Below are 22,893 nucleotides of genomic sequence, written 5' to 3' on the forward strand. Positions count from 1 at the left end.
GAGGATTAGAACAATTTGTAGACAATATTCAGGATGGTCAGCAGACCAATCAGGGTGACGAACACGTTATCCAGACGACCACGGTACTTCGCCAGCGACGGCGCTTTACGAATGGCGTACATCGGCAGCAGGCATAACAGCGAGGCGATAATCGGCGCGCCCATCGCTTCAATCAGGTCCAGAATGTTCGGGTTTGCGTAAGCTACGACCCAGGTAGACCCCATAATAAAGATCATGCTGATGGTATTAAGCTTGCCCATAGAGACTTTGGTTTTATCGCCTTTATAACCGAATTTCAGCACCAGGCCGTTCAGCCCTTCCAGCGTCCCCAGGTAGTGACCGAAGAAAGATTTGAAAATAGCAACCAGCGCGATGATAGACGCGCCATACTCCAGCACCGTTGCAAAAGTAGATTTTGTCCCCGACAAAGAGGCGAAATGGTTGGCCAGGTAGGAAAGTACCGGAATGTTCTGCGCTTTCGCATCCGCCATGTTCTGTGGAGAGAGCGTAAACAGGCAGCTAAAGGCGAAGAACATCACCACGGCGACCATCAACATACTGGCGCGCGAGATGATCTGTGAACATTTACGCTCGGTAAATTCGCGGCCAAACTCTTTCTCATACTCTTCCCGCTTAGACACCACGAAGGAAGAGACGATGGGCGAAAAGTTAAAGGAGAACACCATGATAGAGATGCCCAGCCACACCGTAACCAGTATGCCATCGTGCCCGGTCAGCGCGATATTACTGAGATCAACCTGATCGATAACCGCCGAGTTCCAGTAAGGAATCAGCGATAATGAGATTAGCACCAGGCTGGCGATAAACGGCCATACCAGGTAACTCATCACCTTAACCATCAGATCTTTACCAAACCAGATCACAAAGGCCATCAGCAGCAGCAAGAACAGCGCCACGAAACCGCGATTCAACGCTGGCATCTGCAACTGGTTTTCCCAAAACGTCATGAACGTGTTAGTGATGGTGACGCCATAAATCCACAGCAGCGGACAAATCGCAAAGAAGTAAAGGAACGTGATAACTACCCCGCCCGTTTTACCAAAGTGCTCTTCGACCGTTTCCGTAATATTGCCGGACGGATTAGATCCGGATAAACACAGACGCGCCAGCGCCCGGTGACAATAGAACGCAATGGGGTAAGCTAAAACCAGCATCAGCAGAATGGGGATAAGCCCGCCAAACCCGGCGCGGATAGGGAAAAACAGCACCCCGGCGCCGATGGCGGTACCAAATAAACCCAGCGTCCACGTCGTGTCCGATTTACGCCATGACGACTGTTTTGCCTGGCTGGATACAATGCTATCAGTAGTACTCATATCCTATCCTCACGAAAAGATTAAGCGTCAACTAAACCCGTAATTTGTGATACACGAGAAAGATCGATATTGCCGCCAGAAATAATACTGACCGTTTTTCTGTTCTGAATATGGCTATCTAATTTCCCGCTTAATAGTGCGGCGCAGGCCAGAGCGCCAGCGCCTTCAGTAATAACCTTATTGCGCTGAATTAAAGCGATCATGCTGTTACGAATTTCATCTTCGCTAACCAGAACAATGTCATCGACTAATTCACGAACAATTTCATAGGTTAAATTACCCGGGCGGGAGACATCACAACCATCCGCCAGGGTGCCGGTCGTTCGGTGCGTGGTTATTTCGCCAGCGTAATAAGACGCCGCCATACCGTGAACATTTTCGGCCTGTACGCCGATAACTTTAATGGTCGGGTTAATCGATTTAATCGCAATGGCAATACCTGCAATTAAACCACCGCCGCCAATAGGCACGATGACATTATCGACATCGTACAGATCTTCCATAATTTCCAGACCAATAGTGCCCTGCCCGGCAATGACTTTTGGATCGTCGTAAGGCGGAATAAAAATGCGGCCTTCGGTTTCGACAATTTCACTCACCTTAGCAATGGTGTCATTGAAGTTGTCACCGTGGAGCACCACTTCCGCCGAATAATCACAGGTGGCCGCCACTTTTGACTTTGGCGCGCCCTTCGGCATCACGACTTTGCCGTCAATACCCAGCATTGCGCAAGAAAGAGAAACGCCCTGTGCATGATTACCTGCGGAACAGGCCACGACGCCTTTACGTTTTTCCGCCTCCGTTAACGAGCTAAGTTTGTTAAAAGCGCCACGAATTTTAAATGAACCCGTACGCTGCATATTTTCAAACTTGAGAAATATTTCGCCTTTGCAACGTTCACTAAAATAGTTAGAGCGAGGCATTCCCGTTTTATATATCTTCCCCGCCAGTCTTTTTTTCGCTTCGAGGATATCTTCAATTGCAACCGGGAGATCGTATGTAATGTGCATTATAACCTCTTAACCTGGGTATTAAAAATAAGTTACCGTTGCCCACTGTTCAAAAGAAACAGGTGACGTCAATTTCGCTAAATATGTTTATTCCATATCATTCAATTTCTATTAACTGCCTGCGTCTGCATCCATTATATGATGAATATTGTTTAGCCAATTCTACTAATACTGAAGCGGCTTTTTTGATACGATAATTTTTAGACCATACCGCCGCATAACGTGCGACGGGTAACGTGTCTTTGATTGGTATCGTGATAAATTGATTAGAGCCAAAAGGCGTGGTCATATCGCAGGGAATAACAGTTAAGAAATCAGCATTGAGAACAAGATTATATATTGTGACAACGGAATCTGTTTTAACAATGTTTTCGATGTTGATGCCATTTCGTTGTAGAGTGGTGAGTAATTCGCTGTAGTAGCCCATATTCGTTTGCGGCAACACCCACTGTTCGTCTTTTAACGATTCCAGTGTGATGGTGCCGGTGCATGTTCGGGACTTGCTGGCTACCAGGACAAACTCTGATTCAAACAGCGGCTCGACATGCAGATCCTGTAGTTGCATTTCATTACTGAGCGTACCGATAGCAAAGTCCAGCCGCCCGTCGCGCAGGGCCGGCAGGAATGAAGAGAGCTGGGCTTCGTACATGGATACCTGTGCTTTTGGAAAGACCTCTTTGAACTTATGAATCATATCGGACATGAAGGTAAAGCCAATCAGCGAAGGAAAGCCAAACGAGACGTCGACAACGGTATTGCACGTCATACTGTTCATCTCGTTGATCATGTTTTTCATTTCGCGGGTGATAGATTCAGACCAGGAAAGCAGTACCTGTCCCGCTTCGGTCAACGTAACGCCGGTATTTTTACGTACAATTAGCTCAACGCCAAAATAGGCCTCAACATCGCTAATGATTTTACTGACGGCGGGTTGGGTTAACCCTAACGATTTTGCGGCAGAACCGATAGAACCACTTCTAATGACTTCCTGAAAGACCACCAAATGCTGTGTTTTAGGGAGAACAAGAGTATTCATATCTACCGCTCTGAAATAACATTGTGAACGGCAGGAAGTGTAGCAAATTAAATCTTAAAGGTTATGTGCGACCACTCACAAATTAACTTACCGCAGTTTTTACATGGTCTTTATTAAATAAAGAAAACCCATCACTTCAATGAGTTACAAAAACAAAACAGCAACTTAGCCTGATTTCAATCAAAAAACAGGGTCGGGATAACGATATATTATGGCGATAACCAGCCTATTTTATCTCCTATTTTCGACATCCCATGAAGACGATATTTCAATCAATTACGGGACATTTTATCGGCAATTCCAGCGTTAAATTTAAAGCGTAATTTCTCAAATTTAAGTATAAACCGAAGGTAAATGCGCTTAAAAACCGTTACGCGTCACATTTTTTTACCTTATTTGTTTGTAAAGAAACATTTAATAAAATTTTAACCAAAATATTTCATACATTTAATTTTCATTTACAACAAATAATTTACACCGCTTTCTTGCTGTTTTTCAGGATGTAATTTTGTGAAAGAAATCGATTGCTTTTCACTTCAACTAAAAAGAGCGCAATCCATAGCGTTTTGTGTTTCTCATCACAAAAACGAATAATATTATGTCACCACGGCTGTCAATTAATTGCCGAATGGTGACGCTGGCGTCTTCTGGAACCTCTATACCCCTCACCGGCCTGATAAGCAAAAACCCGCCAGCTTACACTGACGGGTTTTATGAAGAGGTGAAACTGACCGATAAGCCGCTTTCTTTTGGGTATAGCGTCGTGGACAGTCATTCATCCTGCCGCCCTGTAAAAGCAAAAACCCGCCGAAGCGGGTTTTATGAAGAAGTGAAACTGACCGATAAGCCGCTTTCTTTTGGGTATAGCGTCGTGGACTGTCATTCATCCTGTCGCCCGGTAAAAGCAAAAACCCGCCAGCTTACACTGACGGGTTTTTGCATGAAGAAGTGAAACTGACCGATAAGCCGGGTTCTGTCGTGGACAGTCATTCATCTAGGCCAGCAATCGCTCACTGGCTCAAGCAGCCTACCCGGGTTCAGTACGGGCCGTACCTTATGAACCCCTATTTGGCCTTGCTCCGGGTGGAGTTTACCGTGCCACGGACTGTTACCAGCCGCGCGGTGCGCTCTTACCGCACCCTTTCACCCTTACCTGATCCCACTTGCGTGGGCCATCGGCGGTTTGCTCTCTGTTGCACTGGTCGTGGGTTTCCCCCCCAGGCGTTACCTGGCACCCTGCCCTATGGAGCCCGGACTTTCCTCCCCTCCGCCCGTCTCCCCGAAAGGACGACGACGAAGCGGCGACTGTCTGGTCAGCTTCGGCGCGCAGTATAGAGGGTTCGCGCGACTTTGTCACCCTGCGCTGCGCATTCCTATCGCCAGAGCGGCAGCAACATTTCTGGATGCCCGATAAATATTGTCAAAAGCGCCCCGAAAAGCCTCCTCCAGCGTCACGATGCGCGTGAGTACGCTAAAGACAGCGTCGATGCCATAATGATGTACTATCCCTACATCGTGCGTCAGGCTGCCGGCAATGCCAATCACTGGCTTATGATATTTTTTCGCCACATTCGCGACGCCAATCGGCACTTTACCGCGAATACTTTGGCTATCAATCCGCCCTTCTCCCGTCACCACCAGCGTACAGTCGTGGATATGCTCCTCCAGGTTCAGTGCCGCCGTGACAATTTCGATCCCGCTGCGTAATTCCGCACCGAGAAAAGCCATTAACGCCGCCCCCATACCGCCTGCCGCGCCTGCGCCGGGCGCCGCCTTTACGTCGACATTCAGCGATTTTTTTATGATGTCGGCATAGTGAGCAAGATTTCTGTCCAGCTCAACAATGTTCTCTTCGGTCGCGCCTTTCTGCGGCCCAAAAATTCGTGATGCGCCGTTGTCGCCGATCAGAGGATTAGAGACATCGCAAGCGACACGAATCGCGCAGAGTTTTAAACGGGGATCGAGCTCTGAAATATCAATGTCGCTTAGACAATGAAGGCTTCCGCCACCGTAACCGATATCCGCGCCGTTTGCATCGCGCAGTTTTGCGCCTAACGCCTGCATCATCCCCGCACCGCCGTCATTTGTCGCGCTGCCGCCAATGCCGATAATGATATTGCTTGCGCCGCTTTCCAGCGCCTGCAATATCAGCTCCCCCGTTCCCCGCGAGGTAGTAATCAAAGGGTTGCGTTTTTCTGGTGGAACCAGCGCCAGTCCGCTGGCCGCCGCCATTTCAATAAACGCGGTTTTACCATCCCCGGACATTCCCCAGCAGGCTTTCACTTTTTCACCCAACGGCCCGGTCACCCATGCGGTGCGTTCAACGCCCTGCGTCGCGGCAATCATGGCTTCGACCGTTCCTTCGCCGCCATCGGCAACCGGAACAGAGACATATTGCGCATCGGGGAAAATTTCCCGAAATCCTTTTTCTATCGCCTGCGCTACCTCGGCGGCAGAAAGGCTTTCTTTATAGGAGTCGGGGGCAATTACGATTTTCATAGTGGTAGCCTGTTACTGCACAACGCCGGATGGCGTTTCACTTATCCAGCCTGAAATTCAGGCCCGGATCGCTACACGCCATCCGGGCACAACGTCGTTAGCGAGTGACTTCCACTTTCGCCAGTTTTTCGTAGTAGCACGCCAGCGCGCTATGGTCGTCATTACCGTGTCCATCCGCGCGTAACGCCTGCATCATTTCCATAACGGCGGCGGTCAGCGGGAGCTGCGCGCCAACGCCGTGGGAGGTATCCAGCGCATTCGCCAGATCTTTAATGTGCAGATCGATACGGAAACCTGGTTTAAAGTTTCTGTCCATGACCATCGGCGCTTTCGCATCCAGTACCGTGCTGCCAGCCAGACCGCCGCGAATCGCCTGATAGACCAGATCCGGGTTGACGCCCGCTTTAGTCGCCAGCGTCAGCGCTTCAGACATGGCGGCGATATTCAACGCCACGATCACCTGGTTAGCCAGTTTTGTGACGTTGCCTGCGCCGATATCGCCGGTATGCACCACTGAACCCGCCATCGCTTTCATCAGGTCGTAGTACTTGTCGAAAATGGCTTTATCGCCCCCCACCATCACCGACAGCGTGCCATCAATCGCCTTCGGCTCGCCGCCGCTGACCGGCGCATCCAACATCTCAACGCCCTTCGCCTTCAGCGCATCGCTGATTTCACGGCTTGCCAGCGGCGCGATAGAACTCATATCAATCAATACGGTTCCTGGCTTCGCGCCTTCGATGATACCGTTCTCGCCCAGCGCAACCTCTTTCACATGCGGAGAGTTAGGCAGCATCGTGATGATGACGTCACACTGTTCAGCGATCGCCTTCGCCGTAGAGGCCGTTTCCGCGCCTGCGGCAATGACGTCAGCAATCGCTTCAGGATTACGATCGGACACCACCAGCGAATACCCTGCTTTCAGTAAGTTTTTGCTCATGGGCTTACCCATGATGCCTAAGCCAATAAAGCCAACTTTCATCGTCATAGCGTTCTCTCTTTCCATACCAGGATTATTTTTTAAAGGTGTCGGCAAGTTTCTGCGTGCTGGCGCGGAATGCGCCTAAATCGCTGCCAACGGCGACAAAGGTCGCGCCCCATTCCAGATAACGGCGGGCATCCGCCTCTACCGGCGCCAGAATGCCGCACGGTTTACCGTGCGCTTTAGCGCGGGCGAAAATATGTTGAATCGTCTGCTGCACGTCAGGGTGAGAAGCATTGCCGAGATGACCCAGCGCGGCGGCCAAATCGCTGGGGCCGACAAAAATGCCATCAACGCCTTCCGTTGCGGCGATGGCATCAACATTGTCGACACCCAACTGGCTTTCGATTTGAACAATAATGGTGATGTTTTTGTTCGACTGCGCAAAGTAATCAGGCACCGTACCGAACATATTCGCGCGGTGAGAAACGGAAACGCCGCGAATGCCTTCCGGCGGGTAACGCGTCGAGGCGACGGCGCGAGCCGCTTCCTCTTGCGTTTCAACAAAGGGGATCAGGAAGTTATAAAACCCAATATCCAGCATCCGTTTGATAATGACCGGTTCATTGGTTGGCACACGTACCACAGGCGCGCTGGCGCTGCCTTTCAATGCCATTAACTGCGGAATTAAGGTGGTCACATCGTTCGGCGCATGTTCGCCATCCAGCACCAGCCAGTCAAATCCCGCCAGACCAAGAACTTCGGTGGTGATTGGGCTTGCCAGTGCAGACCAGCAGCCAATCTGCACCTGTTGCGCCGCCAGCGCCGCTTTAAACTTATTCGGGAAAATAGCGTTATTCATCGCTTATACCTTCGCTTATTTCTTTAATTCTCTACATGTGATGCCGCCACCATAACTTATAGCAACGACAATAAAATGCTTATCTGAAATCAGAATGGGTCTCCGCATTCTATTTCTAATGTGGTACACATCCTGTAGCACAATATACCGTTCTGATATCTTTATCGTCTTTTATTATTATCATGGTATTTTCAAATAACTCGTCAGATACACTGAATTCGCCATTCAGTATAAACAGCCTATGGCGGATAATCATTGTGCAAACGCTCATTAAAAAGGGATTATTTAACGCTTATTTTTGAGCATACGCCCATGATACTGGGCGCTAATGCACACATTTACGCTTTACCCGGCCTGCATAAAAAATTTCATAATTTGCGGTGATCTGGATCACATTCTTATATTTATACTCCTGTCATTCTTATTTCATTATGCATGAACTTTATTTCTTATATTGAGATTTAACGATTTAACCATAACCAAAATAGATAATCCTATTTCTATCATCCAGGCTGGAGAATGTTGAACAATGGCCAATATCGAAATTCGCCAGGAATCGCCATCGGCGTTTTATATAAAAGTACATGAAACCGATAATGTCGCAATTATTGTTAATGACCACGGCCTTAAAGCCGGAACACGTTTTCCGGATGGCCTGGAACTGACTGAACATATTCCGCAAGGCCATAAAGTCGCTCTGACGGATATCCCCGCTCACGGCGAAATCATCCGTTATGGCGAAGTCATCGGTTATGCGGTACGCGACATCCCGCGCGGAAGCTGGATCGACGAGTCGCTGGTTGAACTGCCAAAAGCGCCGCCGCTGAATACGCTACCGCTGGCGACCAAAGTACCGGAACCGCTGCCGCCGCTGGAAGGCTATACGTTTGAGGGCTATCGTAACGCCGATGGCAGCGTCGGCACCAAAAATCTGCTTGGCATTACCACCAGCGTGCACTGTGTGGCGGGCGTGGTCGATTATGTGGTGAAAGTGATTGAGCGCGATCTCCTGCCCAAATACCCGAATGTCGATGGCGTTGTAGGGCTAAACCATCTGTACGGCTGCGGCGTGGCAATCAACGCGCCGGCGGCGGTCGTGCCGATTCGCACGATTCATAATATCGCGCTCAACCCCAATTTTGGCGGCGAAGTGATGGTGATTGGCCTCGGTTGCGAAAAACTGCAGCCGGAACGGCTGCTGGAAGGCACCGAGGATGTTCCCGCCATCGCCGTTGAAAGCGCCAGTATTGTGCGTTTACAGGACGAGCAGCATGTCGGCTTTAAATCAATGGTCGACGATATTTTACGGGTCGCCGAACGCCATCTGACGAAACTGAACCAGCGCCAGCGCGAAACCTGCCCGGCCTCCGAGCTGGTCGTCGGGATGCAGTGTGGCGGCAGCGATGCGTTTTCCGGCGTCACGGCAAACCCGGCGGTGGGTTATGCTTCCGATCTGCTGGTACGCTGCGGCGCGACCGTCATGTTCTCGGAGGTCACCGAAGTGCGCGATGCCATTCATCTTCTGACGCCGCGCGCTATCAACGAAGCCGTGGGTAAACGCCTGCTGGATGAAATGGCCTGGTACGATAACTACCTTGATATGGGGAAAACCGATCGCAGCGCTAACCCGTCCCCTGGCAACAAAAAAGGCGGCCTGGCGAACGTCGTGGAAAAAGCGTTGGGCTCTATCGCTAAATCGGGTAAGAGCGCCATTGTCGAAGTATTGTCGCCGGGCCAGCGCCCCACCAAACGCGGCCTGATTTACGCCGCGACGCCCGCCAGCGATTTCGTCTGCGGCACGCAGCAGGTCGCTTCCGGCATTACCGTACAGGTCTTTACCACCGGACGCGGCACGCCATATGGCCTGATGGCAGTACCGGTTATTAAAATGGCGACGCGTACCGAGCTGGCGAACCGCTGGTATGACTTAATGGATATCAATGCAGGCACCATCGCCACGGGTGAAGAGACAATCGAAGATGTGGGCTGGAAGCTGTTTCACTTTATTCTCGATGTCGCCAGCGGCCGGAAAAAGACTTTCTCGGACCAGTGGGGCCTACATAACCAACTGGCGATATTTAACCCGGCACCAGTGACCTGATCCAGTCAGTACCCTTCTCCGAGCAGGGTATAACCGCATAATCTGTAGACCGGGTAAGCGCCAGCGCTACCCGGTATTTTTTCGCCCTTAGTCTGTAGCCTGAAGTATGTCTGCCCGACATGCTTTTTTTACGCCTGACTTTCGATAACTTCCATTTTATTTCGAAACTTTCATTTATCAGATCAAAATCACAAAAAAACATTCCGAAAGCCTATAAATTCTTTCAAAGAAAACAAACGAAAGATTTCGGAGGAAGGATGTTTATCATTTCAGGCAGAACAATGCTAAAGAAGGCGCAGCAGGAAGGTTATGCTGTGCCGGCGTTTAACATCCACAACCTGGAGACATTGCAAGTGGTGGTGGAAACCGCCGCAGAATTGCGCTCTCCGCTGATTGTCGCCGGTACGCCAGGCACCTTTAGCTACGCAGGCGTCGGTAATATCGTGGCCATCGCCGCAGAACTGGCGAAAAGCTGGAACCATCCTCTCGCGGTACATCTCGATCATCATGAAAAACTGGCCGACATCAAAATGAAAGTCGCCGCCGGGGTACGCTCGGTCATGATCGACGGGTCGCATTTCCCCTTTGCCGACAATATTGCGCTGGTGAAAAGCGTGGTTGATTACTGTCATCGCTACGATGTCAGCGTTGAAGCTGAACTTGGGCGTCTCGGCGGGCAGGAAGACGATCTTATCGTTGACGGTAAAGATGCGCTTTATACCCATCCGGAACAGGCCCGGGAATTTGTAGAAAAAACGGGTATCGACTCGTTAGCCATTGCTATCGGCACCGCTCACGGCCTCTACACCGCTGAACCAAAACTTGATTTTGAACGACTGACGGAAATTCGTCAGCGGGTTGATGTCCCCTTAGTCCTTCACGGCGCCTCTGGCCTGCCGACCCGCGATATTACCCGCGCTATTTCGCTGGGCATCTGCAAAGTTAACGTCGCCACCGAGCTTAAAATCGCCTTTTCTGGCGCGCTTAAAAACTATTTAACGCAACACGCAGAGGCCAGCGATCCCCGCCATTACATGATCCCCGCGAAAGCGGCCATGAAAGAGGTTGTACGTAAAGTGATTGCCGACTGCGGTTGTGAAGGGAAGCTCTAAAGCCCCCGGATTTAGCACGGCAAAGGGCGTTTTCATAGCTGGATCACGAAAGCCATTATTATCCTTTGCCTTCAAACCAAAAATATTATGAAGATAAACAAAAGATATCGGAGCCAGAAGTGAAAGAAATAATTTCTCGTCACAAAGCAGGAGAACAGATAGGGATCTGTTCCGTATGTTCAGCACACCCGCTGGTGATTGAATCCGCATTACGTTTTGATCTGAATAGCGGGAACAAAGTTCTGATCGAAGCGACCTCTAACCAGGTTAATCAGTTTGGCGGTTATACCGGAATGAAACCGGCTGATTTTCGTGATTTTGTTTATGGCATTGCTCAGGAAGTGGGATTTCCACGTGAGCGGTTGATTCTTGGTGGCGATCATTTAGGACCTAACTGCTGGCAAAACGAACCTGCAGATACGGCGATGGAAAAATCCGTCGAACTCATTAAGGCTTACGTCGCTGCCGGGTTTAGCAAAATCCATCTTGATGCCTCTATGTCCTGCGCTGACGACCCGACGCCGCTGGACCCAATGGTTGTCGCTAAACGCGCCGCCCTGCTTTGCCAGGCAGCGGAAACGACGGCGACCGACGAACAAAAACGCCATTTAACCTATGTTATCGGCACTGAAGTTCCGGTTCCTGGCGGGGAAGCCAGCGCCATTAACGCCGTGCATGTTACCCGCGAACAGGATGCGGCCCGCACGCTGCAAACGCATCAGGCTGCTTTTCGCGCCCTGGGGCTGGAGGAGGCATTGAACCGGGTTATCGCGATTGTCGTACAGCCGGGCGTAGAATTCGACCATACACAGATTATCCACTATCAACCGCAGGCCGCTAAAGCGCTTTCCGACTGGATAAAAGAAACGCCGATGGTCTATGAAGCGCATTCGACTGATTATCAGACGCGACAGGCCTACCGTGCGCTGGTACGCGATCATTACGCCATTTTGAAGGTCGGCCCGGCGCTCACTTTCGCCCTGCGCGAAGCCATTTTCGCACTTGCGCAAATGGAAAACGAGCTGATCTCCCCGGAACAACGTAGTCGGGTACTGGAGGTCATTGATGAAGTTATGCTAAACGAACCGGGCTACTGGAAAAAATACTACCGTCCAACCTGGAGCCAAGCGATGGTCGACATCCACTTTAGTTTGTCTGACCGTATTCGCTATTACTGGCCGCACCCGCGTATTCGTCAAAGCGTAGAGAAGTTAATCGCCAATCTGAACAACGTCACATTGCCGCTGGGATTAATTAGCCAGTTTATGCCCGTACAGTTTGAACGCCTGTCTGAGGGCGTGCTCACCCCTACGCCGCATAACCTGATTATTGACAAAATTCAGGATGTTCTGCGCGCTTATCGCTTCGGTTGCACGCCGGATGTCGCCTGAATAATGGAGAATTTATGAGCCAACTATTTGTCCGAACCGGAATCACATTCGACTCGAGCCAACAGGCGCTGGCGCACATTGGCAAAGAGATGCTGGCGAAAGGCGTGGTACATGATAGTTATCCGCAGGCGCTGGTGGAACGTGAAGCGTCTTTTCCTACCGGCATTGCGCTGGAGCGTCACGCCGTCGCTATCCCTCATTGCGAGGCGGTTCATGCGAAATCACCCGCTATCTATCTGATTCGTCCAGATAAGCCGGTCATGTTTCAACAGGCGGATGATGACGAAGAGATTGCTGTTTCGTTAATCATCGCCTTAATCGTTGAAAACCCGGCGGCACAGCTAAAACTTCTGCGCCGCCTGTTTAGTGAGCTACAGAACCCGAGCACCCTCGATGCCCTGTTAAGCGCGCCGGATGCCGAACTGGCGATACGCTTTCAGGAAACCATCCTTGAGCCTGAGCAGTGCGTCCAGGTTTGATAATAAATTGATAATAATGAGGAATACCCTATGAAACGTAAAGTAATTGTGGCCTGTGGCGGTGCGGTTGCAACCTCAACGATGGCTGCGGAAGAAATTAAAGAGCTATGTGATGCCAACCATATTGAGCTCGACTTAGTGCAATGCCGGGTCACCGAAATCGAAACCTATATGGACGGCGCCGATCTTATCTGTACCACTGCCAGGGTCGATCGCGCCTTCGGCGATATTCCCGTCGTTCACGGTATGCCTTTTGTTTCCGGCGTGGGTATTGAAGCATTACAGCAAAAAATTCTGTCCATTCTCATGGGGTAACGTATGTTTAGCGAAATAATGCGTTATATCCTCGACTTAGGCCCAACGGTGATGTTGCCTCTGGTGATCATCGTGTTCTCTAAACTGCTGGGAATGAAGCTTGGGGATTGTTTTAAATCGGGTTTGCATATTGGTATCGGCTTCGTGGGTATTGGTCTGGTCATCGGCCTGATGCTGGATTCTATCGGCCCCGCGGCGAAAGCCATGGCGGAACATTTCCAAATCAATCTCCACGTTATTGACGTCGGCTGGCCAGGTTCATCGCCCATGACCTGGGCGTCACAAATCGCGCTGGTCGCGATCCCTGTCGCCATCGGGGTTAACGTCCTGATGCTGGTGACCCGCATGACCCGCGTGGTGAATGTCGATATCTGGAATATCTGGCACATGACCTTCACGGGCGCCATGCTGCATCTGGCGACCGGTTCATACTGGCTGGGGATTCTGGGCGTTGTGGTTCATGCCGCCTTTGTCTACAAACTGGGGGACTGGTTTGCCAAAGATACCCGCGACTATTTTGGCCTGGAGGGGATTGCTATCCCACACGGTTCATCCGCATACCTGGGCCCCGTGGCGGTGCTCGTTGATACCATTATCGAAAAAATTCCGGGTCTCAATCGTATTCACTTTAGCGCAGATGATGTCCAGAAACGCTTCGGACCGTTTGGCGAGCCGGTGACTGTCGGCTTCGTGATGGGGCTGGTGATTGGTGTACTGGCAGGCTACGACGCCAAAGCCGTTCTGCAACTGGCGGTCAAAACCGCAGCGGTGATGCTGCTTATGCCACGCGTCATTAAACCTATTATGGATGGCCTAACGCCTATCGCGAAACATGCGCGTAAACGTCTACAGGCTAAATTTGGCGGGCAGGAGTTCCTGATAGGCCTTGATCCAGCGCTACTGCTCGGTCATACCTCTGTTGTCTCCGCGAGCCTGATATTCATTCCGCTGACCATCCTGATTGCCGTCTTAGTACCGGGGAACCAGGTGCTGCCGTTCGGCGACCTCGCCACCATCGGTTTCTTTATTGCGATGGCGGTCGCGGTACACCAGGGCAACCTGTTCCGCACGCTGATTTCAGGTGTCATTATTATGGGTATCACCCTGTGGATAGCCACCCAGACGATTGGCCTGCATACCCAACTGGCTGCCAATGCCGGAGCGCTAAAAGCTGGCGGACAAGTCGCCTCGCTGGATCAGGGCGGTTCCCCCATCACCTGGCTGCTGATTCAACTTTTTACCTGGCAGAATATCGTCGGCTTCGCCGTCATTGCCATTATCTATCTGGCCGGTGTACTGCTGACCTGGCGTCGCGCCCGACAGTTTGTCGCGGCTGAGAAAGCCACGGCGCTACAGCAAAGTCAAATCGCCTCTTAATTTTAGGGGAGCAATCGCTCCCCTCACCTTCCTGGAGAATGTTATGAAATCAGTGGTTATTCACGCTGAGGGAGACGTGCGCGTTGAAGAACGCCCCTTACCACAACTGCAAGCCGAGGACGATGTGTTGGTCAAGGTCGTTAGCTCAGGGCTTTGCGGGTCGGATATCCCGCGTATTTTCGCGCAGGGCGCCCATTATTATCCTATTACGTTAGGTCATGAATTCAGCGGCTACGTTGAATCCTACGGCACAGGCGTAACGGATATGCAGCCCGGCGATGCCGTCGCTTGTGTCCCGCTTCTTCCCTGCTTTCACTGTCCGCAATGCGAACGCGGTTACTTTTCTTTATGCAAACAGTATCAGTTTGTAGGATCGCGCAGCGAAGGCGGTAATGCGGAATATGTGGTGGTCAAACGGGCCAATCTTTTCCGCTTGCCGTCTGATATGCCAATTGAAGATGGCGCGTTTATCGAACCGATTACCGTGGGCTTACACGCCTTTCATCTGGCGCAGGGCTGCGAGGGGAAAAACGTAATTATCGTCGGGGCCGGGACAATTGGCCTGTTGGCCTTACAGTGCGCGCGGGAACTGGGCGCGCGAAGCGTAACGGCGATTGATATCAATCCGCAGAAACTGGAACTTGCGAAAGCGCTCGGCGCAACGCATACCTGTAATAGCCGGGAAATGACCGCCGACGACATCCAGACCGCGTTGTCCGACATTCAGTTTGATCAACTGGTTCTCGAAACGGCAGGAACTCCCCAGACCGTCTCGCTGGCTATCGATATCGCCGGGCCGCGCGCGCAACTGGCGCTGGTGGGGACGTTACATCACGATCTCACCCTGACAACGCGTACATTCGGGTTAATTTTGCGTAAAGAGCTCACGCTCCTCGGCAGTTGGATGAACTACTCCGCGCCATGGCCAGGAGAGGAATGGGAAACCGCAGCGCGCCTGTTGGCTGAAAAACGTCTTCAACTGGCCCCTCTCATTGCCCATCGCGGCGATGCGGAAAGCTTTGCAGAAGCAGTCAAAGCGCTTAATGGCGCGCCCATGCAGGGCAAAATTTTACTTCAACTTTCCTGATGGTACGAGCCAGCAACCTGCGCTGGCTCACATTTCCTTTCGAAATTTAGCGTTCACCTTTCGCAATCCTTCGTTTAAACTAGTTACAGTTAATTATCAGGCAAATCAATATGAACTCATTTGAGCGAAGAAATAAAATTGTCGACCTGATTAATACGCAAGGCAGCGTGCTGGTGATGGACCTTTCAAATACCTTTGGTATTTCTGAAGTGACTATCCGTGCTGACCTGCGTCTGCTGGAAGAGAAAGGCCTTGTCACCCGTTTTCATGGCGGCGCGGCAAAACCGGGAAGTCATCTGGCGGAAGGCGACAATCAGGAAGTCATTCTGGAAGATCGGTATCAACTCGCCAGCGATCCGAAAAAGCGGATTGCCCAGGCGGCTGCGGCAATGGTTGAAGAAGGAATGACCATCATTCTGGATAGCGGGAGCACAACATTACTGATTGCGGAAGCGCTCGCGCGAAAAAGCAATATTACGGTGATCACTAACAGCTTGCCTGCCGCTTTTACGCTATCAGAAAATAAAGATCTCACGCTGGTGGTCTGCGGCGGTACGGTACGGCATAAAACCCACTCAATGCACGGCACGATTGCGGAACGATCGCTACACGGCATCAGCGCCGATGTCATGTTTGTCGGGGCGGATGGTATTGATGCGACAAACGGTATTACCACGTTTAACGAAGGTTATTCCATTAGCGGCGTCATGGCGGCGGCGGCACACAAAGTTATCGCGGTACTGGACGCGACCAAATTTAACCGTCGCGGCTTTAACCAGGTATTGCCGATGGACAAGATCGACTGTGTGATAACCGATGACACCATCAGCAAACAGGATAAAGCGGCATTAGCGAAAACAGGCGTGGAATTAATGATCGTCTAAAAAGGAGTCGGTTATGCGTTGCTGATCGCGAGAGTAAGCCCGAAGGAAAGGCCCGGCCCGCTATCACCGCCCAATGCTCCCATCAATTTACCCACATCAATCACCTGATTGAGTATTAACGCGATGGCGATAAAAGGCGGTTCCCGGGCGCTCGCTTTTACTCTTCCTGCTGCCCCAGCGCATACTTATACAGCGCATTTTTCTTCACGCCGTGAATTTCTGCTGCCAGCGCCGCCGCTTTTTTCAGCGGCAGTTCTGCCTGTAGCAGCGCCAGCGTGCGCAGCGCGTCGGCGGGCAGGTCGTCTTCTTGCGCTTTATGGCCTTCGACAATCAGCACCATTTCGCCTTTGCGACGGTTTTCATCTTCTTTGACCCACGCCAGCAGCTCGCCAACCGGCGCGCCGTGAATGGTTTCCCAGGTTTTGGTCAGCTCACGCGCCAGCACCACATAACGGGATTCTCCCAATACCGCGACGATATCTTCCAGGCTATCTAACAGGCGGTGGGTTGACTCATAAAAAATCAGCGTTCGCGGTTCCGTTTCAATGGCTTTTAGCGCATCACGGCGGCCTTTGGATTTCGCCGGTAAAAAGCCTTCATAGCAGAAACGGTCAGATGGCAGGCCAGCGGCGCTCAGGGCGGTAATCGCCGCACATGGCCCCGGTAGCGGCACCACGCGAATCCCCGCTTCACGGCAGGTACGCACCAGGTGATAGCCGGGGTCATTAATTAGTGGCGTACCGGCGTCGGAAACCAGCGCAATGTTCTGCCCTTCTTTTAGCTTCGCGACCAGCGTTTCCGCTTTTTGTTGTTCGTTATGGTCGTGCAGCGCGAACAATCGGGCATTAATCCCAAAATGTTGCAGCAATAAACCGGTGTGACGAGTATCCTCGGCGGCAATCAGATCTACAGCCTGTAACACCTCCAACGCACGCTGGGTAATATCCGCCAGATTACCGATAGGAGTAGGTACAATAAAGAGTTGGCCCTGAGAATTATCCGCCGATTCGTTTTGTTTCATTGTGTCGTCCGTATTGCCGATTTAATATTGAGCATTGCGTAAAAAAATATCACTGGATACAGTATGGTACCCTCAACATTTTCTCGTTTGAACGCCGCACGCGCGCTGCCTGTCGTCCTGGCTGCGCTACTTTTCGCCGGGTGCGGCACCCAGGCGCCAGATCAAAGCGCAGCCTATATGCAGGGTTCAGCGCAAGCTGACTCCGCCTTTTACCTGCATCAGATGCAGCAAAGCGCAGATGATAGCAAGACCAACTGGCAATTACTCGCCATTCATGCACTGCTGAAAGAAGGAAAAAGCCAGCAGGCCGTCGACCTGTTCAATCAACTCCCGCAAAATCTGAACGATACCCAGCGTCGCGAACAGTCTTTATTAGCGGTAGAAATCAAACTGGCGCAAAAAGATGTCGCAGGCGCGCAGGCCTTGCTGGATAAACTAAAACCCGCCGACTTTGCGCCAAATCAGCAAGCGCGTTACTGGCAGGCGCAGATCGTTGCCAGCCAGGGACGCCCGTCGCTTACCCTATTGCGGGCGTTAATCGCCCAGGAACCGCTACTGGCGGCGAAAGAGAAACAAAAAAATATCGACGCCACCTGGCAGGCGCTCTCCGCCATGACGCCGGATCAGGCCAGGACGCTGGTTATCAACGCCGATGAAAATGTGCTTCAGGGCTGGCTGGATCTGCAACGCGTCTGGTTTGACAACCGCAACGATCCGGACATGCTGAAAGCCGGGATCGCCGACTGGCAAAAACGCTACCCGCAAAATCCGGGGGCGAAAATGCTGCCGACGCAGCTCGTCAATGTACAACGTTTTAAACCAGCTTCCACCAGCAAAATCGCTCTGCTGCTGCCGCTGAACGGTCAGGCTGCCGTGTTTGGCCATACCATCCAGCAAGGTTTCGAAGCCGCGAAAAACCTCGGCACCCAGGCGGTGGAAATGCAGCCTGCCGCCGCGCCTGACGCGCCGGTCGAACCTGGCGTGGAGGAGACGCAACCACAAATGACCAACGGCGTCGCCAGTCCGTCGCAGGCCTCGGTGAGCGATCTGACTGATGACGCTCCATCCCAGTCCGCTACGCCAGTCAGCGCGCCACAAACTCCCCCTGCTACAGCAAGCGCGCCGGCGGATCCCTCCGCTGAATTAAAAATCTACGATACCTCTTCCCAGCCGTTGGATCAGGTGCTCGCTCAGGTTCAGCAAGACGGCGCCAGTATCGTGGTCGGGCCGCTGTTGAAAAACAATGTGGAAGCGCTGATGAAAAGCAACACGCCGCTCAACGTGCTGGCGCTCAACCAGCCGGAAACTGTACGTAGCTTCCCTAATATCTGCTATTTCGCGCTCTCTCCTGAAGATGAAGCCCGTGACGCGGCGCATCATATTTATGACCAGGGCAAGCAGTCGCCGCTGCTGTTGATCCCACGCAGCGCGCTTGGCGATCGCGTGGCGAACGCCTTCACCCAGGAGTGGCAAAAACTGGGCGGCGGCATCGTATTACAGCAAAAATTCGGCTCCGTAGCCGAGCTGAAAATGGGCGTGAACGGCGGCGCGGGTATCGCGTTGACGGGCAGTCCGGTCGCCGCCAGCGTGCCTGCGCAGCCGGGCGTCACCATTGGCGGTCTGACTATCCCTGCGCCGCCGACCGACGCGCAAATCACCGGCGGCGGACGCGTAGACGCGGTCTATATTCTGGCTACGCCGGAAGAGATTGGCTTTATCAAACCGATGATCGCCATGCGTAACGGCACCCAGAGCGGCGCGACGCTGTATGCCAGCTCCCGCAGCGCGCAAGGCACCTCCGGCCCCGACTTCCGTCTGGAGATGGAAGGTTTACAATACAGTGAAATTCCTATGCTGGCAGGCGGCAATATGCCGTTGATGCAGCAGGCGCTGAGCGCTGTACATAACGACTATTCTCTGGCGCGGATGTACGCCATGGGCGTGGATGCCTGGACGCTGGCGAACCACTTTTCGCAGATGCGTCAGGTGCAGGGGTTTGAGATCAATGGTAATACCGGCGCATTAACCGCCAGCCCGGATTGTGTGATTAACAGGAAGTTATCATGGCTCAAATACCAGCAAGGGGAGATTGTTCCCGCCAGCTAACGCGTAAACAGGCTGGCGACGCGTGGGAAGCTGCCGCGCGTCGCTGGCTGGAAAGCAAAGGACTGCGGTTTATCGCCGCCAACGTGCGCGAGCGCGGCGGCGAAATCGATCTGATCATGTGCGACGGAAAAACGACGGTTTTTGTTGAGGTCCGCTATCGGCGCTCCGGACTTTATGGCGGCGCGGCGGCCAGTGTGACCCGCAGCAAGCAACACAAATTATTACATACTGCCCGCTTGTGGCTCGCCCGCCAGAATGGGAGTTTTGATACTGTGGATTGTCGGTTCGATGTGTTAGCCTTCACCGGAAATGAGATTGAGTGGTTTCGGGATGCGTTTAACGACCACTCATAATTGAAGATTTTAAGGATTAGCGTGCTCGAAAGAATCAAAGTTTGCTTTACAGAAAGCATTCAAACTCAAATTGCTGCGGCGGAAGCGCTTCCGGATGCCATTTCCCGCGCCGCCATGACGCTGGTTCATTCCCTGCTTAACGGCAACAAAATCCTCTGTTGTGGAAACGGGACGTCCGCGGCCAACGCACAGCATTTTGCTGCCAGCATGATTAACCGCTTTGAAACGGAGCGACCCAGTTTACCCGCCATTGCACTAAATACCGATAATGTGGTCTTAACTGCGATCGCTAACGATCGCCTGCACGATGAAGTTTATGCAAAACAAGTCCGGGCGCTGGGACATGCAGGCGATGTTTTATTGGCGATCTCTACGCGTGGTAATAGTCGCGATATCGTAAAAGCCGTTGAAGCAGCCGTCACACGTGACATGACCATTGTGGCGCTAACCGGGTATGACGGGGGTGAGCTGGCCGGACTATTAGGGCCGCAGGATGTTGAAATTCGTATCCCTTCACATCACAGCGCGCGCATTCAGGAAATGCATATGCTGACGGTAAACTGCCTGTGCGATTTGATCGATAACACGCTTTTTCCTCACCAGGATGATTAAGGAGTACACATGAAGGCATTTTCGCCGCTCGCAGTCCTTATTTCTGCGTTGCTATTGCAAGGTTGCGTCGCCGCCGCGGTAGTGGGTACGGCAGCCGTCGGCACCAAAGCCGCAACCGACCCGCGTAGCGTGGGCACCCAGGTGGATGACGGAACGCTGGAACTGCGTGTCAGCAGCGCGCTGTCGAAAGATGAGCAAATCAAAAAAGAGACGCGCATCAATGTCACGGCTTATCAGGGCAAAGTTTTGTTAGTGGGGCAGTCGCCAAACAGCGAACTCTCCGCACGCGCTAAACAGATAGCGATGGGCGTTGAAGGCACCACCGAGGTCTATAACGAGATTCGCCAGGGTCAGCCTATCGGCCTGGGGACCGCCTCTAACGATACCTGGATCACCACGAAAGTTCGCTCACAGCTACTGACCAGCGATCAGGTAAAATCGTCAAATGTGAAAGTCACCACCGAGAATGGCGAAGTGTTCCTGCTGGGCCTGGTGACTGAACGTGAAGGTAAAGCGGCAGCGGACATCGCCAGCCGGGTGAGCGGCGTGAAACGCGTGACCACCGCCTTTACGTATATTAAGTAACCGGTGTGCCGGGTGGCGATAAAAATGTGTAAACCGCGTCGCCATCCGGTAAATCATCCGGCTTCGCTACCCCGCTTTTTCCCGCAGTTGCGATGAGGTCAGAATCGTCACGCCTTCTTGTGCTGGCGCCAGCGCTTCCGCCAGCATGGCCCGCGCCACATCCCGCGCATCAATCGATTTCCAGTTTCCTGGCAACAGCCGAAATAGCGGAGCAAAAAGCGTTTCATTCACCCGCCGCGTTGTTCTGTCGCCGAGCAGCATAGAAGGCCGGGCAATCGTCAAACGAGGCCAATTTTGCGCGATTAACGCCTCCTCCATTTCTCCTTTCACCCGATTGTAGAAAAACGGAGAGTGCGCGTTTGCTCCCATTGCGCTGACCACCAACATGTGCTGCGCGCCCAGTCGACGCCCGGTCAGCGCGGTATCAACCACCAGCGTATAATCCGCATGAATAAACGCCGCTTTACTTCCCGCTTCACGCCGGGTCGTGCCCAGGCAGCAAAAAACAATATCTACCGGGTCGGTCACCTGAGCTAACGCGTCGGTAAGCTGCGGATCGTGAGGGTTATAAACGCCGACAATATCCGTCAGCGGGCGACGCGTCGGCGCGGCGATAGCGCTCACCTGCGGCGTGTTGATTAACATTCTCAGCAGATGTCCGCCGACCAGTCCGGTCGCGCCGGTAATCAGTACCTGACTCATCCTCGCTCCTTTACAGATTTGTCCACCTTGCACTCTCGGCCCTATCGACCAGGCTTAATAGTCTACGAGGTAAGTATCCATCATTGTGGAAAATTTGCCTTACCCGACGCCACCACTGCGGAGGAAACGCATGAGTAAGAAAATTGCCGTTTTGATTACCGATGAATTTGAAGATTCAGAATTTACCTCGCCGGCTGCAGAATTCCGTCAGGCCGGCCATGAGGTCATCACCATCGAAAAAGAGGCGGGTAAAACGGTGAAAGGAAAAAAAGGCGAGGCCAGCGTCACCATTGATAAGGCTATTGATGACGTTCGTCCCGACGAGTTCGACGCCTTGCTATTGCCGGGAGGTCATTCGCCGGACTACCTGCGCGGCGACAGCCGTTTCGTGGATTTTACCCGCGATTTCGTTAACAGCGGTAAACCGGTTTTTGCCATTTGCCACGGCCCGCAGTTGTTGATCAGCGCCGATGTCATTCGTGGCCGCAAACTCACGGCGGTGAAACCGATTATTATCGATGTGAAGAACGCGGGCGCGGAATTTTACGATCAGGAAGTCGTCGTCGATAAAGATCAGCTGGTGACCAGCCGCACGCCTGACGACCTGCCGGCATTTAACCGCGAGGCGCTACGCCTGCTGGGCGCGTGAGTCGCGTAACCAGTGCAGTTTTTTACCAAACCCCAGCGTGTTGTCGGTGAATTTAATTTCATCCAGCCGAATTTCCCATACCGGCGCTGGCAGCACCCTGGCGACCGGGAAGCGACGAAGGTAAGCTTTACGCGCGGCGTCGCTCTCCTGCCCCTCCAGACGGCGAATTTCCCCTTTAAACTGCACGCCGCGAATGCGCGCCACCGTTTTCGGCTGCCCATTGACCGTTCCCGCAACTGGCGCGCACGCGCCGGACATTTGCGCATGGCGGGTTTTATCATCCGTTAACAGATACAGTGCGACGTTTTGCGCATCGAACAAATAAAACGCATTGGCGCACCACAGCTCTCCCTCATAGTGTACGCACCAGGTCACCACGTGTTGTTTCGCCAGCCAACGGCCAATAGCGGTAAGTGTGTCCATCTTTATTCTCGCTTATACTGGGAACCTGAA

General features: G+C 52.4%; 23 protein-coding genes and 1 other RNA gene. 14 read left to right on the forward strand and 10 right to left on the reverse strand.

Annotation, left to right across the window (positions count from 1 at the left end; genetic code table 11):
• Positions 1-5 precede the first annotated feature (5 nt).
• The 3 genes from tdcC to tdcA form a co-directional block, all read right to left on the reverse strand.
• The gene (tdcC, locus tag ACH0VJ_RS11200) at positions 6-1,337 is read right to left on the reverse strand and encodes a threonine/serine transporter TdcC (RefSeq protein WP_000108129.1); all 1,332 of its coding nucleotides are present in this window, start codon (positions 1,335-1,337) and stop codon (positions 6-8) included.
• Positions 1,338-1,357: 20 nt separating this feature from the next.
• Positions 1,358-2,347: a bifunctional threonine ammonia-lyase/L-serine ammonia-lyase TdcB gene (gene tdcB, locus ACH0VJ_RS11205; RefSeq protein WP_000548368.1), complete on the reverse strand. Its 990-nt coding sequence runs from the start codon at positions 2,345-2,347 to the stop codon at positions 1,358-1,360.
• A gap of 97 nt (positions 2,348-2,444) precedes the next feature.
• The gene (tdcA, locus tag ACH0VJ_RS11210; protein ID WP_001094905.1) at positions 2,445-3,383 is read right to left on the reverse strand and encodes a transcriptional regulator TdcA; all 939 of its coding nucleotides are present in this window, start codon (positions 3,381-3,383) and stop codon (positions 2,445-2,447) included.
• Positions 3,384-3,981: 598 nt separating this feature from the next.
• On the opposite strand from tdcA, the gene ACH0VJ_RS11215 reads away from it, so the two are divergent.
• Positions 3,982-4,335 carry a hypothetical protein gene (locus ACH0VJ_RS11215; protein WP_137975623.1) on the forward strand — a complete coding sequence of 118 codons (354 nt, stop codon included), beginning with the start codon at positions 3,982-3,984 and terminating at the stop codon, positions 4,333-4,335.
• On the opposite strand, the gene rnpB is transcribed toward ACH0VJ_RS11215, so the two are convergent.
• The 4 genes from rnpB to garL all read right to left on the reverse strand — a co-directional run bounded on the left by rnpB (position 4,330) and on the right by garL (position 7,666).
• Positions 4,330-4,704, reverse strand: an RNA gene (gene rnpB / locus ACH0VJ_RS11220) — RNase P RNA component class A. The genes ACH0VJ_RS11215 and rnpB overlap by 6 nt on opposite strands.
• A 32-nt stretch (positions 4,705-4,736) precedes the next feature.
• Positions 4,737-5,882 (reverse strand): glycerate 2-kinase, encoded by a 1,146-nt coding sequence (gene garK / locus ACH0VJ_RS11225; protein ID WP_000706464.1) that lies wholly within the window; start codon positions 5,880-5,882, stop codon positions 4,737-4,739.
• Between the two features lie 97 nt (positions 5,883-5,979).
• Positions 5,980-6,870 (reverse strand): 2-hydroxy-3-oxopropionate reductase, encoded by an 891-nt coding sequence (garR, locus tag ACH0VJ_RS11230; protein ID WP_000178106.1) that lies wholly within the window; start codon positions 6,868-6,870, stop codon positions 5,980-5,982.
• Between the two features lie 25 nt (positions 6,871-6,895).
• A complete protein-coding gene (gene garL, locus ACH0VJ_RS11235; protein WP_001057715.1) occupies positions 6,896-7,666 on the reverse strand; it encodes a 2-dehydro-3-deoxyglucarate aldolase in 771 nt (256 codons plus the stop codon).
• A 529-nt stretch (positions 7,667-8,195) separates the two neighbouring features.
• On the opposite strand from garL, the gene garD reads away from it, so the two are divergent.
• The 8 genes from garD to ACH0VJ_RS11275 all read left to right on the forward strand — a co-directional run bounded on the left by garD (position 8,196) and on the right by ACH0VJ_RS11275 (position 16,412).
• On the forward strand, positions 8,196-9,767 hold the full coding sequence (gene garD, locus ACH0VJ_RS11240; RefSeq protein ID WP_001273722.1) for a galactarate dehydratase: 1,572 nt from the start codon (positions 8,196-8,198) through the stop codon (positions 9,765-9,767).
• Between the two features lie 257 nt (positions 9,768-10,024).
• Positions 10,025-10,879, forward strand: coding sequence for a tagatose bisphosphate family class II aldolase (locus ACH0VJ_RS11245; protein ID WP_000469979.1), 855 nt, complete (start codon positions 10,025-10,027; stop codon positions 10,877-10,879).
• Between the two features lie 119 nt (positions 10,880-10,998).
• Positions 10,999-12,270, forward strand: coding sequence for a tagatose-bisphosphate aldolase subunit GatZ (gene gatZ / locus ACH0VJ_RS11250; protein WP_001805535.1), 1,272 nt, complete (start codon positions 10,999-11,001; stop codon positions 12,268-12,270).
• A 14-nt stretch (positions 12,271-12,284) separates the two neighbouring features.
• The gene (gatA, locus tag ACH0VJ_RS11255) at positions 12,285-12,749 is read left to right on the forward strand and encodes a PTS galactitol transporter subunit IIA (protein ID WP_000080445.1); all 465 of its coding nucleotides are present in this window, start codon (positions 12,285-12,287) and stop codon (positions 12,747-12,749) included.
• Positions 12,750-12,779: 30 nt separating this feature from the next.
• Positions 12,780-13,064: a PTS galactitol transporter subunit IIB gene (gene gatB, locus ACH0VJ_RS11260; protein ID WP_000824293.1), complete on the forward strand. Its 285-nt coding sequence runs from the start codon at positions 12,780-12,782 to the stop codon at positions 13,062-13,064.
• A 3-nt stretch (positions 13,065-13,067) separates the two neighbouring features.
• On the forward strand, positions 13,068-14,441 hold the full coding sequence (locus ACH0VJ_RS11265) for a galactitol-specific PTS transporter subunit IIC (protein ID WP_000490601.1): 1,374 nt from the start codon (positions 13,068-13,070) through the stop codon (positions 14,439-14,441).
• 43 nt (positions 14,442-14,484) lie between these two features.
• A complete protein-coding gene (gatD, locus tag ACH0VJ_RS11270) occupies positions 14,485-15,528 on the forward strand; it encodes a galactitol-1-phosphate 5-dehydrogenase (protein WP_000844173.1) in 1,044 nt (347 codons plus the stop codon).
• A 110-nt stretch (positions 15,529-15,638) separates the two neighbouring features.
• Complete coding sequence (locus tag ACH0VJ_RS11275; protein WP_001083899.1) at positions 15,639-16,412, forward strand: DeoR/GlpR family DNA-binding transcription regulator; 774 nt, start codon at positions 15,639-15,641, stop codon at positions 16,410-16,412.
• 157 nt (positions 16,413-16,569) lie between these two features.
• On the opposite strand, the gene rsmI is transcribed toward ACH0VJ_RS11275, so the two are convergent.
• A complete protein-coding gene (rsmI, locus tag ACH0VJ_RS11280; protein WP_000812296.1) occupies positions 16,570-17,433 on the reverse strand; it encodes a 16S rRNA (cytidine(1402)-2'-O)-methyltransferase in 864 nt (287 codons plus the stop codon).
• Positions 17,434-17,496: 63 nt separating this feature from the next.
• Between rsmI and ACH0VJ_RS11285 the strand changes: the two genes are divergently transcribed.
• The 4 genes from ACH0VJ_RS11285 to dolP are packed head-to-tail and all read left to right on the forward strand — an operon-like array spanning position 17,497 to position 21,089.
• Complete coding sequence (locus tag ACH0VJ_RS11285; protein WP_000249234.1) at positions 17,497-19,539, forward strand: penicillin-binding protein activator; 2,043 nt, start codon at positions 17,497-17,499, stop codon at positions 19,537-19,539.
• Positions 19,497-19,892: a YraN family protein gene (locus ACH0VJ_RS11290; RefSeq protein ID WP_000057283.1), complete on the forward strand. Its 396-nt coding sequence runs from the start codon at positions 19,497-19,499 to the stop codon at positions 19,890-19,892. The genes ACH0VJ_RS11285 and ACH0VJ_RS11290 overlap by 43 nt, the downstream gene beginning before the upstream one ends.
• Before the next feature lie 21 nt (positions 19,893-19,913).
• Positions 19,914-20,504, forward strand: a complete 591-nt coding sequence (gene diaA / locus ACH0VJ_RS11295) for a DnaA initiator-associating protein DiaA (protein ID WP_000893481.1) — start codon at positions 19,914-19,916, stop codon at positions 20,502-20,504.
• Between the two features lie 9 nt (positions 20,505-20,513).
• Positions 20,514-21,089 (forward strand): division/outer membrane stress-associated lipid-binding lipoprotein, encoded by a 576-nt coding sequence (gene dolP, locus ACH0VJ_RS11300; RefSeq protein WP_000643280.1) that lies wholly within the window; start codon positions 20,514-20,516, stop codon positions 21,087-21,089.
• 66 nt (positions 21,090-21,155) lie between these two features.
• Here dolP and ACH0VJ_RS11305 read toward each other — a convergent pair whose 3' ends face one another.
• Positions 21,156-21,791, reverse strand: a complete 636-nt coding sequence (locus ACH0VJ_RS11305) for an NAD(P)H-binding protein (RefSeq protein ID WP_001517952.1) — start codon at positions 21,789-21,791, stop codon at positions 21,156-21,158.
• Between the two features lie 130 nt (positions 21,792-21,921).
• Here ACH0VJ_RS11305 and yhbO point away from each other — a divergent pair, with 130 nt between their 5' ends.
• Complete coding sequence (yhbO, locus tag ACH0VJ_RS11310) at positions 21,922-22,440, forward strand: protein/nucleic acid deglycase (protein WP_000037599.1); 519 nt, start codon at positions 21,922-21,924, stop codon at positions 22,438-22,440.
• On the opposite strand, the gene ACH0VJ_RS11315 is transcribed toward yhbO, so the two are convergent.
• Positions 22,420-22,863 carry a YhbP family protein gene (locus tag ACH0VJ_RS11315; RefSeq protein WP_000380412.1) on the reverse strand — a complete coding sequence of 148 codons (444 nt, stop codon included), beginning with the start codon at positions 22,861-22,863 and terminating at the stop codon, positions 22,420-22,422. The two genes, yhbO and ACH0VJ_RS11315, sit on opposite strands and share 21 nt — an antisense overlap.
• Positions 22,864-22,893: the final 30 nt, after the last annotated feature.

The organism is Salmonella sp. 2020_1459 (genome assembly GCF_043847915.1).
Classification (GTDB): domain Bacteria; phylum Pseudomonadota; class Gammaproteobacteria; order Enterobacterales; family Enterobacteriaceae; genus Salmonella; species Salmonella enterica.